Source organism: Arthrobacter sp. Leaf234 (genome assembly GCF_001422665.1).
Taxonomy (GTDB): Bacteria; Actinomycetota; Actinomycetes; order Actinomycetales; family Micrococcaceae; genus Arthrobacter_D.
The window spans coordinates 1,494,918-1,506,701 of sequence record NZ_LMLU01000001.1; the positions used below are offsets into that span (position 1 = coordinate 1,494,918).

Genomic DNA, 11,784 nt, shown 5'->3' on the forward strand with positions numbered 1-11,784 from the left:
GTCCCAGCACCGACGCCGCCCGCGGCAATCGAGGAGCCCCGGCCCACCGGCGCGGGCTCCGCCACGAAGGAGAACCCCTCATGAGTACACAGGTCATCGGCGGTACGCCAGAAGCCGGAGCGGGCGGCCCGGCAGCGCAGGGGCCCGTGCTCGAGGTCCGCAACCTCAGCGTGGACTTCGGCGTCGACAAGCAGTGGGTACCCGCCGCCATCGACCTGAACTACGAGGTCAACGCGGGTGAGGTCCTGGCGATCGTGGGCGAGTCGGGCTCCGGCAAGAGCGCGAGCTCGATGTCGCTCCTCGGCCTCCTGCCCTCCAACAGCCGCGTGACGGGGGAGGTGCTGCTCAACGGCAAGTCCGTCCTCACGATGTCCCCTGCGAAGCTGCGGCAGATCCGCGGCAACGACGTGGCGGTCATCTTCCAGGAGCCGATGACGGCGCTCAATCCCGTCTACACCGTCGGCTTCCAGATCGTCGAGACCCTGCGGCTGCACAACGAGATCTCGCCGGACGAAGCCAGGCAGCGCGCCCTGCGCCTCCTGCAGATGGTGGAACTGCCCGATCCCGACAAGGCCTTCCGCTCGTACCCCCACCAGCTCTCCGGCGGGCAGCGGCAGCGTGCCATGATCGCGCAGTCCCTCTCCTGCGACCCGAAGCTGCTGATCGCCGACGAGCCCACCACGGCCCTCGACGTCACCGTGCAGGCCGAGATCCTCGACCTCATGAGGAACCTGCGGAACCAGCTCAACAGCGCCATCGTGCTCATCACGCACGACATGGGTGTGGTGGCCGACCTCGCGGACCGGATCGCGGTGATGCGCAAGGGGCGCATCGTCGAGACCGGCACGGCGGAGCAGATCTTCAACAATCCGCAGCACGAGTACACCAAGGCGCTGCTGGCCGCCGTGCCGCACCTCGGGCAGGGTGACGGGAACGACGACGTCGACATCACCGCGGCGCTGGCGGCGGCGACGCACACCGAACTCCAGTCGGTGGACCACGCCGAACTCGAGCGGCGGGAGAACGAGGTCCTCGCGCAGCTCGACGACGAGGTGCGGGTCACCGCGCCGTCGGCCGAGCCCGTGCTCGAACTGGTCGACGTCGCCATCGAGTACCCGAAACAGGGCCGCGTGCCTGCCTTCCGGGCGGTCGAGGGGGCGAACCTCACGGTGTATCCCGGACAGGTCATCGGACTGGTGGGCGAGTCCGGCTCGGGCAAGACGACCATCGGGCGGGCGGCTGTGGGACTGCTGCCCGTCGCAGCGGGCTCCCTGAAGGTCGTGGGCACCGACATCTCGGGCTTCCGTCCGTCGTCGAAGGAACTGGGCGCCGTGCGACGGCACGTCGGCATGGTCTTCCAGGACCCGTCGTCGTCCCTGAACCCGCGGCTGCCCATCGGCGAGAGCATCGGCGAGCCCATGTTCCTCGCCGGCGAGGCGAAGGGCGGTGCCCTGCAGAAGCGCATCGAGACGCTGCTGGACCAGGTGGAGCTCCCTCGCTCCTATCGGAACCGGTACCCCCACGAGCTCTCGGGAGGGCAGAAGCAGCGCGTGGGTATCGCCCGGGCGCTCTCGCTCCGGCCGAAGCTCATGGTCGCGGACGAGCCGACGTCGGCCCTGGACGTGTCGGTGCAGGCGAAGGTGCTGGAACTGTTCCAGAACCTGCAGCGCGAACTCGGTTTCGCCTGCCTGTTCGTCACCCACGACCTCGCCGTGGTGGACGTCCTCGCCGACTACATCTGCGTCATGAAGCGCGGGCGGATCGTCGAGCAGGGCAGCCGTGACCAGATCCTGCGCAGCCCGCAGGATCCGTACACGCAGCGCCTCCTGGCCGCCGTACCGCTGCCGGATCCGGCCAAGCAGCGGGAGCGCCGCGAACTCCGGGCGAAACTCATGGCGACGAGCGACTGACAGCGCGCGCTCCCGCAGGGGATCGCCGGCTGCTCGCGGAAGCCCGTCCTGATGACTCAGGGCGGGCTTTCGCGTGCCGGGCCCGGGGTGGCCGGCCGGCGGTCGCCGCCGTGGACCCACAGGGCGCTGTACAGTATTCGAGGCCGGATCCCGCCAGTCGTTATCCAAGCGTGACCAGCACACGCCGGTACCGCTGGCCTGCGGAAAGACCCGGATGCCGCCTCCTGTCGGGACCCGGTTCAGCGCCCAGCCTCCCCAGATGTTCAGGGAAGCAACGAAACGGGCATATGATTTTTCGGTGTGAGTTGGCTCTCGCTCTCTGCGGAGCCACTAGACCGGCCACATCAGCGCCGGAAGAACCCAATACCTAGGAGGCGGAATGCGTTTCACGCGCACTTCCAAGATGCTCAGTGTCGCGGCCATCGCCGCGCTGTCGCTGAGTGCATGCGGCGGCGGAAGCAATGAATCCGGCACGAGCGAAGGCACCACCGATGCCGTCATCGTGGTGGACGGATCCGAGCCCCAGAACCCGCTGATCCCCACCAGCACCAACGAGGTGGGTGGCGGCGCCATCCTCGACCTCATCTTCGCCGGGCTGGTCAGCTACGACGCCGACGGCAAGCCGGAGAACGAGATGGCCGAGTCCATCGAGACCGAGGACGCCCAGAACTACACGATCACGCTCAAGGAGGGGAAGACCTTCACCAACGGCGATCCCGTCACCGCGAGCTCCTTCGTGGATGCCTGGAACTACGGAGCCGCCGCCAAGAACGCGCAGCTTTCCAGCTACTTCTTCGAGAGCATCGAAGGGTACGAGGAAGCCAGCGCCGAGGGCTCCACCGTGGAGACCATGAGCGGGCTCACCGTCGTCGACGACCGCACCTTCACCGTCAAGCTCTCGCAGCCCGAGTCCGACTGGCCGCTGCGCCTCGGCTACAGCGCGTTCTTCCCGCTGCCCGCCGCCGCCCTCGAGGACCCCGCGGCGTTCGGCGAGAACCCGATCGGCAACGGCCCGTACAAGTTCGCCGCCGAGGGTGCCTGGCAGCACAACCAGCAGATCGAACTCGTCCCCAATGACGAGTACGAGGGCCCGCAGGAAGCGCAGAACGGTGGCGTGACGTTCAAGATCTACCAGAACGACACGACGGCGTACCAGGACCTCATCTCGGACAACCTGGATGTCCTGAAGACGATCCCCACGAGCGACATCAAGAACTTCAAGAACGACCTCGGCGAGCGCTCGATCGAGTCGCCGTACGCGGGCAACCAGACGATTGCGATCCCGTACTACCTCCCGAACTGGGAGGGTGAGGCCGGCAAGCTCCGCCGCCAGGCGCTGTCGATGTCGATCAACCGCGACGAGATCACCGAGGTCATCTTCAACGGTGGCCGCGAGCCCGCCAAGGACTTCACCGCCCCCGTGCTCGAGGGCTACAGCGACGAACTGCCGGGGAGCGAGAACCTCGAGTACAACCCCGAGCAGGCCAAGAAGCTCTGGGAGGACGCCGAGAAGATCGCGCCCTACGACGAGTCGCAGCCCCTGACCATCGGCTACAACGCCGACAAGGGCGACCACAAGACCTGGGTCGAGGCCGTGGTGAACAACATCAAGAACAACCTCGGCATCGAGGTCGCGGGCAAGCCGTACGCGACGTTCAAGGAAGCGCGCACCGAAGCCACGGAGGAGACCCTCACCGGTGCACTGCGCGCCGGCTGGCAGGCCGACTACCCGTCGCTGTACAACTTCCTCGGGCCCATCTACGCCACGGGTGCCGGCTCCAACGACGCCCGCTACAGCAACCCCGAGTTCGACCAGCAGCTGACCGACGGTCTCGCCGCCAGCACTGTCGAAGAGGGCAACGAGGCGATGAACGCGGCGCAGGAGGACCTCCTCGAGGATCTCCCGGCCATCCCGCTGTGGTACCAGGTCGCCCAGGGCGGCTGGAGCAGCAACGTGGACAACGTCGAGTTCGGCTGGAACGGTGTTCCGCTCTACTACGCCATCACCGGCAAGTAACCCCTAACGGACGAGGGGGCCTGCCCGCCTGCGGGCAGGCCCCCTTTCCGTGCTCCAACGAAAAGGTCCAACACCTCATGAGCAACCCCCACCTGCGTCCCGTGCGGACGCCGTCGGCATCGGGAGGTCGGCGCTGATGGTCTGGTACATCGTCCGACGTTTCCTCCAGCTGATCCCCGTCTTCCTCGGTGCCACCCTGCTGGTGTACTTCCTGGTCTTCAGCCTCCCCGGTGACGCCACCGCCGCGATCTGCGGCGAGCGCGGCTGCACCCCCGCCGTCGTGGCCGGCCTGCGCGAGCAGTACAACCTCGACCAGCCGTTCTGGATCCAGTACCTGCTCTACCTCAAGGGCGTCCTGACCTTCGATCTCGGGACGAACTTCTCCGGCCGGCCGATCGCGACCATCATCGCGGAGGTCTTCCCGACCACTGCGAAGCTCGCCATCATGGCCCTCGTCATCGAGGCCGTGTTCGGGATCGTCTTCGGCCTCATCGCCGGTCTCCGCAAGGGGAAGATCTTCGACTCCTCCGTCCTCGTCCTCTCCCTGATCGTGATCGCGGTCCCCATCTTCGTGCTCGGCTTCCTCATGCAGTTCCTGATCGGCGTGAAGCTGCAGTGGACCAATCCGACCGTGAGCGGCGACGCCACCTTCACGGAGCTGCTCCTGCCGGCGGTGGTGCTCGGGCTCGTGTCCTTCGCCTACGTCCTCCGCCTCACCCGCACGAGCATCATCGAGAACGTCAACGCGGACTACGTGCGCACGGCAACGGCCAAGGGCCTCAGCCGCCGCCGCGTCGTCGTCGTCCATGTCCTCCGCAACTCGCTGATCCCGGTGGTGACCTTCCTCGGCGCCGACCTCGGCGCCCTCATGGGAGGCGCGATCGTCACCGAGGGCATCTTCAACGTCAACGGCGTCGGCAACACCCTCTACCGTGCCGTGCTCAACGGGGACGGGCCGATGGTCGTCTCGATCGTCACGTTCCTCATCCTCATCTTCTGCCTGGCGAACCTGCTGGTGGATCTCCTGTACGCGTGGCTGGACCCAAGGATTCGATATGCCTGAACCAACACACACCTCACCCGGCACGCAGGGCCCGGCGCCCGTGGTCCGCACCAAGACCTCCGCCTACCCGATCGAGCACTTCGTCGCGAACGTCGACGAGACGCCGGTCCGCGCGACGGACAGTACGGTGTCCGACGCCGCCCCCCGCAGTCTCTGGGGGGAGGCCTGGCGCAGCCTGCGCAAGCAGCCGCTGTTCATCATCAGCGCCGTCCTGATCCTCGCCGTCATCTTCGTGGCACTCTTCCCCGGTGTCTTCACCAACGAACCGCCCAACGAGAACTGCCTGCTCGAGAACTCCGACGGCGGGCCCGTCGCGGGACACCCGCTCGGCTTCACGGTCCAGGGCTGCGACATCCTCTCCCGCGTCGTCTACGGCACGCAGTCGTCCCTCACGGTCGGGCTGTTCGCCACCCTCGGCGTGGTCCTGATCGGTGGCCTCATCGGCGCCCTCGCCGGCTTCTTCGGTGGCTGGGTCGACGCGATTCTCGCCCGCATCGGCGACATCTTCTTCGCGCTCCCGCTCATCCTCGGCGCGATCGTCGTCGTGCAGCTGCCGGTCTTCCAGCAGAACCGCAACGTCTGGACGCTCGTCGTCATCCTGGTCACGTTCGGCTGGCCCCAGATCGCCCGCATCACGAGGGCCGCCGTGATCGAGGTACGCAACGCCGACTTCGTGACCGCGGCGCGCTCGCTCGGGGTGTCGCCGCTCGGTGCCCTCGTCAAGCACGTCATCCCGAACGCCCTGGCACCGGTCATCGTCATCGCGACCATCTCGCTCGGGACGTTCATCGTCGCGGAGTCCACGCTGTCCTTCCTCGGGATCGGGCTCCCGCCGGACGTCATGTCCTGGGGGAATGACATCTTCTCGGCGAAGCCCTCGCTGCGGAGCAACCCCATGGCCATCTTCTGGCCGGGCCTCGCCCTGTCCATCACCGTTCTGAGCTTCATCATGCTGGGCGACGCCCTGCGTGACGCTCTCGACCCGAAGGCGCGCAAGCGATGAGCCACAGCACAGGTCACCAGACCGCCACGCCCCAGCCGCTCCTCGAGCTCCGGGACCTGGCCATCACCTTCTCGACGTCGAACGGAGACGTACCGGCGGTGCGCAACGCGCACCTGACCGTCATGCCCGGCGAGACCGTCGCGATCGTGGGGGAGTCCGGGTCCGGGAAGTCGACGACGGCGCTGGCCGCGATCGGCCTCCTGCCCGCCAACGGACGCGTGTCCAACGGCAGCATCATCTTCGACGGCGAGGACATCACCCACGCCTCGGAGAAGCGGATCGTCGAGCTCCGGGGTTCGTCCATCGGCATGGTGCCGCAGGACCCGATGTCCAACCTCAATCCGGTCTGGAAGATCGGCTTCCAGGTGCGCGAGACGCTGAAGGCCAACGGCCTGCCGAGCGGGCCGCAGGACGTCGCGAAGGTACTCGCGGAGGCGGGCCTGCCCGACGCCGCATCGCGCGCCAACCAGTACCCGCACGAGTTCTCCGGCGGGATGCGCCAGCGCGCCCTGATCGCCATCGGGCTCTCCTGCAGGCCGCGCCTGCTCATCGCGGACGAGCCGACGTCGGCCCTGGACGTGACGGTGCAGCGGCAGATCCTCGACCACCTCGACACCATGACGGAGGAGCTCGGCACCGCGGTGCTGCTCATCACCCATGACCTCGGCCTCGCGGCCGAGCGCGCCCACAAGGTGATCGTCATGTACAAGGGTCAGGTCGTGGAGGCCGGGCCCGCGCTCAAGCTGCTCACCAACCCGCGCCACCCCTACACGCAGAAGCTGGTGGCCTCGGCGCCGTCGATCGCCTCCCGCCGGATCGAGTCGGCGAAGAAGGCCGGTGTCCGGACGCAGGACCTGCTGGCACCCTCGGTCACGGCAACCGCCGCGCTCGACCGGGTGATCGAGGTCGAGGACCTGACGAAGGTCTTCAAAATCCGCGGCAGCTGGGGCACGTCGACCGACTTCACCGCGGTGGACAAGGTGTCCTTCTCGATCGCCCGCGGCACCACCACGGCCGTCGTCGGCGAGTCCGGATCCGGGAAGTCGACCGTCGCGAAGATGGTCCTCGGCCTGGAGGGGGCGACGTCGGGCAGCATCCGGTTCGACGGCGTGGACATCACGACGCTCGGGCGCAAGGAGATGTTCGACTTCCGCCGCCGCGTGCAGCCGATCTTCCAGGACCCCTACGGCTCGCTCGATCCGATGTACAACATCTACCGGACCATCGAGGAGCCCCTGCGGGTCCACGGTGTCGGTACGGCGAAGATGCGCGAGAAGAAGGTCCGGGAGCTCCTCGACCAGGTGGCCCTGCCGTCCGCGATGATGCAGCGCTTCCCGAACGAGCTCTCGGGCGGGCAGCGCCAGCGCGTGGCGATCGCGCGTGCGCTGGCCCTCGACCCGGAGGTCGTCATCTGCGACGAGGCCGTCTCGGCACTCGACGTGCTCGTGCAGGCGCAGATCCTGAACCTGCTCGCCGACCTGCAGTCCGAGCTCGGGCTCAGCTACCTCTTCATCACGCACGACCTCGCCGTGGTCCGGCAGATCGCCGACCACGTGGCCGTGATGGAGAAGGGGAAGCTCGTGGAGCAGGGCACCACCGACCAGGTGTTCGACAACCCGACGACCGCGTACACCCAGGCGCTCCTCGCAGCGATCCCGGGTGCTGCCCTCGAGCTGCCGCCCGAGGTCGCCTAGTCCCACCGCGCATCGCGCGGCGCGGCCCGAGCCGGCCGCAGCACCACGACGACGGCGGTCCTCCACCCGGAGGGCCGCCGTCGTTCTGTGCCGGTACCGATCCGGACAGCCATTGACAGGCCGCATTAGGTCTGTTTTTCCCCAGCGCCTAGACTGGTAAGAGGGCGTGCAGTGCAGCCGCCGTCAATTTCCCCGCAGTAGATACCGAATTGAGTAATCACGCATGTCTGAAACCACAGGCAACACCGCTGTCCGCAGCGATCTCCGCAACGTAGCCATCGTGGCCCACGTTGACCACGGAAAAACCACCCTGGTCGACGCCATGCTGAAGCAGACCAATTCGTTCGCGGCCCACGGCGACGTGGCCGACCGCGTCATGGACTCGGGCGACCTCGAGCGCGAGAAGGGCATCACCATCCTCGCGAAGAACACCACGGTGTTCTACGACGGCCCCGCGGCCAAGGGCGAGACCATCACCATCAACGTCATCGACACCCCGGGCCACGCCGACTTCGGCGGCGAGGTGGAGCGCGGGCTGTCCATGGTCGACGGCGTCGTCCTGCTCGTCGATGCGTCCGAGGGCCCGCTGCCCCAGACGCGCTTCGTGCTCCGCAAGGCCCTCGCGGCCAAGCTTCCCGTCATCCTCCTGGTCAACAAGACGGACCGGCCGGACTCCCGCATCGAGGAGGTCGTCAGTGAGTCGATGGACCTGCTCCTCGGACTCGCCTCCGACCTCGCCGACGAGGTGCCCGACCTGGACCTCGACCTCATCCTGAACGTGCCGGTCGTCTACGCGGCGGCCCGCGTGGGTGCCGCGTCGATCGAGCAGCCGGCGAACGGCAGCGCGCCGTCCAACGACAACCTGGAACCGCTGTTCCAGACGATCATCGACCACATCCCCGCGCCCCGCTACAACCCGGACGGTGTCCTCCAGGCGCACGTCACCAACCTCGACGCCTCGCCGTTCCTCGGCCGCCTCGCTCTGCTCCGCATCTTCAACGGCACGCTCCGCAAGGGCCAGCAGGTCGCCTGGGCCCGTCAGAACGGTGAGCTCAAGACCGTCAAGATCACCGAGCTGCTCGCCACGAAGGCCCTCGACCGTGTCCCCACCGACTCCGCGGGACCCGGCGAGATCGTCGCCGTCGCCGGTATCGAGGGCATCACCATCGGCGAGACCCTGACGGACGTCGACAATCCCCAGCCGCTGCCGCTCATCACGGTCGACGACCCCGCGATCTCCGTCACCATCGGGATCAACACCTCGCCGCTGGCAGGCAAGGTCAAGGGTGCAAAGGTCACCGCGCGCCAGGTCAAGGACCGCCTCGACAAGGAGCTCATCGGCAACGTCTCGCTCCGCGTGCTCCCCACCGCCCGCCCCGACGCCTGGGAGGTCCAGGGCCGCGGCGAGCTCGCGCTGGCCATCCTCGTGGAGCAGATGCGCCGCGAAGGCTTCGAGCTCACGGTCGGCAAGCCGCAGGTGGTCACCAGGACCATCGACGGCAAGATCCACGAGCCGATGGAGCACATGACCATCGACGTCCCCGAGGAGTACCTCGGCGGCGTTACGCAGCTCATGGCCGCCCGCAAGGGACGCATGACCAACATGGCGAACCACGGTACCGGCTGGGTCCGCATGGAGTTCATCGTGCCCGCACGAGGCCTGATCGGCTTCCGCACCCGCTTCCTCACGGACACGCGCGGCGCCGGTATCGCCGCGTCCATCTCCGAGGGCTACGAGCCATGGGCCGGTGACATCGAGTACCGCACCAACGGGTCGATGATCGCCGACCGCGCCGGTGTCGTGACCCCGTTCGCGATGATCAACCTGCAGGAGCGCGGCTCCTTCTTCGTCCAGCCCACCTCCGAGGTGTACGAGGGCATGATCGTCGGCGAGAACTCACGCGCCGACGACATGGAGGTCAACATCACGAAGGAGAAGAAGCTCACCAACATGCGTGCGGCTTCCTCGGACACCTTCGAGAACCTGACGCCGCCGCGGAACCTCACGCTGGAGGAGTCGCTCGAGTTCGCCCGCGAGGACGAGTGCGTGGAGGTCACGCCGGAGTCCATCCGTATCCGCAAGGTCATCCTGGACGCCAACGAGCGCATGCGCGCATCGCGTTCACGCGCCCGCGCCTGATCACGGCTGTCCCCGCGCACCATGGTCCCTGACGACGCCGGCACCTCCCCAGCAGGGGAGGGCCGGCGTTCGTCGTTCCCGTTCGGGGATGGTCCCGGTCGGTCGACCGCGGGCGTCGCGCCCGCGGGACCGTCCCGGGAGGCGTCCGACGCCGTGAGAGGCGCTCCTCCCGGGCGTATCCCGTCGATCCTCGGGAGCGTGGCTGCGGGAGTCGTGGCGGCGGTCTTCGGGACCCTGCTGCACGGGCAGCTCCTGTACGTCGGCTCCGCCGCGATCCCGATCGGCGCGCTCGGGGCCCTGGTCCTCGCCGCGAGCCTCTTCCTGCTCAGCGGACTGTGGGCGCGCACCGTGATCCAGACGGCCGTCGCGGGGGCCGTGGCCTACGGCGTCGTGGCCCTGATCTCGACGTCCCCGAAGACCCTGATCCTCACCGGCGCCTCGGAGTCCGCCCCGGGGACGGCACTGGCCGGTAACCTGTGGCTCTTCGGTGTGCTGGTCGTGACGCTCGGCACCGTCGTGGTGGGGAGCATCGTGCTGAGGCCGGTCGGGTCCGCGGGCCGGAGGACCTGACGGGACCGGGTCCTATCCTCAGTCCGCGGTGCGGTCCAGATGGTGCGCGAGCATGATCGACGTGGCTGTGCCGTCGGGGTCCGGTTCGCGCCGCGCATAGTCCTCGAAGACCTCGCGGATGCGTCCCATCATCTCGGCGCGGTGGGAATCGTTGAGCTTGATGCCCATCCGCCAGACGTCGATGTCGGCGGGCTGCAGGCCCTCGATCTCCTGCAGGAACGTCTCGACGAGGACGGGCGCGGCATTGGGGATGCGGCTGTTCCAGGAGAGGCCGGTGGCGCGGTAGGGGATCTCCTTCGCGCCGCGGTTGCCCGTCCTGGCGTCGTCCGCGGCGAGGAAACCCGTGGACAGCAGGGTCCGGACATGATGGAGGGCCGTTGCCGGATTCAGCTCCAGGATCTCTGCGATCTCCTTGTTGGTCCTCGCCTTATGGAGGCACAGGCGCAGGATGCGGATCCTGACCGGTGAGCTGAGTGCCCGCCCTCGGGCCTGGAGATCCTCGTCGACAGTCATCCCCCGATTGTACGGGCACCCGGGTCATTGATTGATAGGTCCCAATCACTGTGACGGGTGATGACGTGCCGCCACACCGACTCCGGCCAGCGCCCGACCAGCACCCCACCAACACCCCACCAGCATCCGGTCGGCGCGTGGTCAGCGCCTCGGCGCCCGCCGAGGGGGCGGAGGTGGCACGGCCCTCGCGGCGGTGATGTCGGCGAGCGGGACGACGACGTCCCCCCGCCGCGTCCGCACCGTGCACGAGCCGGGATCGAGCGCCACCAGGTCCCCGAGGGAGTCCGAGAACCCGTCCCCGTCGCGGCGGCGCACCACCACCCTCGTGCTGAGGGGGAGCGAGGCGAGGAGGTCGGCGGGGTTCTGCACGCGTCAAGCGTAGGCGCACTGCACCTCCGACGTGCCGGCGGGTGGACCAGCGATCTCCGTGGATCCGGTCCGGGCGGGGCGGGGCCTTGCGTTAAGCTGGAAGCCGTACCCCAGGGTGCGTCAGCCGACCCCAGTCACCAGGAAAGGCGTGGGAAGTGACCTACGTAATCGCGCAGCCATGCGTGGATGTTAAGGACAAGGCCTGTATCGAGGAATGCCCTGTCGACTGCATCTATGAGGGCGAGCGGTCGCTCTACATCCACCCCGACGAGTGCGTGGACTGCGGTGCGTGTGAACCCGTGTGCCCGGTGGAGGCCATCTACTACGAGGACGACACCCCCGAGCAGTGGGCCGAGTACTACAAGGCCAATGTCGAGTTCTTCGACGTGCCCGCTCCGGCCGGTGCGGCGCTCGGGTCGCCCGGCGGAGCGGCGAAGGTCGGCAACGCCGGGTTCGACCACCCGATCATCGCGGCGCTCCCGCCCCAGAACCAGCCCGCCTAGGT

General features: G+C 68.0%; 10 protein-coding genes. 8 read left to right on the top strand and 2 right to left on the bottom strand.

All coding sequences use genetic code 11. The annotated features are described in order from the left end of the window. Positions 1-80: 80 nt before the first annotated feature. The 7 genes from ASF21_RS07020 to ASF21_RS07050 all read left to right on the top strand — a co-directional run bounded on the left by ASF21_RS07020 (position 81) and on the right by ASF21_RS07050 (position 10,397). Complete coding sequence (locus ASF21_RS07020; protein WP_055768519.1) at positions 81-1,910, top strand: ABC transporter ATP-binding protein; 1,830 nt, start codon at positions 81-83, stop codon at positions 1,908-1,910. A gap of 379 nt (positions 1,911-2,289) precedes the next feature. Next, a complete protein-coding gene (locus tag ASF21_RS07025) occupies positions 2,290-3,927 on the top strand; it encodes a peptide ABC transporter substrate-binding protein (protein WP_055768521.1) in 1,638 nt (545 codons plus the stop codon). A gap of 136 nt (positions 3,928-4,063) precedes the next feature. Further along, complete coding sequence (locus tag ASF21_RS07030; RefSeq protein WP_055768523.1) at positions 4,064-4,990, top strand: ABC transporter permease; 927 nt, start codon at positions 4,064-4,066, stop codon at positions 4,988-4,990. Further along, positions 4,983-5,993: an ABC transporter permease gene (locus ASF21_RS07035; RefSeq protein ID WP_082471290.1), complete on the top strand. Its 1,011-nt coding sequence runs from the start codon at positions 4,983-4,985 to the stop codon at positions 5,991-5,993. The genes ASF21_RS07030 and ASF21_RS07035 overlap by 8 nt, the downstream gene beginning before the upstream one ends. Then, positions 5,990-7,687, top strand: coding sequence for a dipeptide ABC transporter ATP-binding protein (locus ASF21_RS07040; protein WP_055768526.1), 1,698 nt, complete (start codon positions 5,990-5,992; stop codon positions 7,685-7,687). Before ASF21_RS07035 ends, ASF21_RS07040 begins: the two co-directional genes overlap by 4 nt. A gap of 223 nt (positions 7,688-7,910) precedes the next feature. Then, the gene (gene typA / locus ASF21_RS07045) at positions 7,911-9,827 is read left to right on the top strand and encodes a translational GTPase TypA (protein WP_055768529.1); all 1,917 of its coding nucleotides are present in this window, start codon (positions 7,911-7,913) and stop codon (positions 9,825-9,827) included. A 198-nt stretch (positions 9,828-10,025) separates the two neighbouring features. Beyond that, entirely contained in the window at positions 10,026-10,397 is a 372-nt protein-coding gene (locus tag ASF21_RS07050; RefSeq protein WP_157365762.1) for a hypothetical protein, read from the top strand. 18 nt (positions 10,398-10,415) lie between these two features. Here the strand turns inward: ASF21_RS07050 and ASF21_RS07055 are convergent, their stop codons facing one another. Then, positions 10,416-10,910 carry an ArsR/SmtB family transcription factor gene (locus tag ASF21_RS07055; RefSeq protein WP_055768535.1) on the bottom strand — a complete coding sequence of 165 codons (495 nt, stop codon included), beginning with the start codon at positions 10,908-10,910 and terminating at the stop codon, positions 10,416-10,418. 141 nt (positions 10,911-11,051) lie between these two features. Then, positions 11,052-11,279 (bottom strand): hypothetical protein, encoded by a 228-nt coding sequence (locus tag ASF21_RS07060; protein ID WP_055768538.1) that lies wholly within the window; start codon positions 11,277-11,279, stop codon positions 11,052-11,054. A 155-nt stretch (positions 11,280-11,434) separates the two neighbouring features. Between ASF21_RS07060 and fdxA the strand changes: the two genes are divergently transcribed. Beyond that, positions 11,435-11,782 carry a ferredoxin gene (fdxA, locus tag ASF21_RS07065; protein ID WP_055768541.1) on the top strand — a complete coding sequence of 116 codons (348 nt, stop codon included), beginning with the start codon at positions 11,435-11,437 and terminating at the stop codon, positions 11,780-11,782. Positions 11,783-11,784 lie beyond the last annotated feature (2 nt).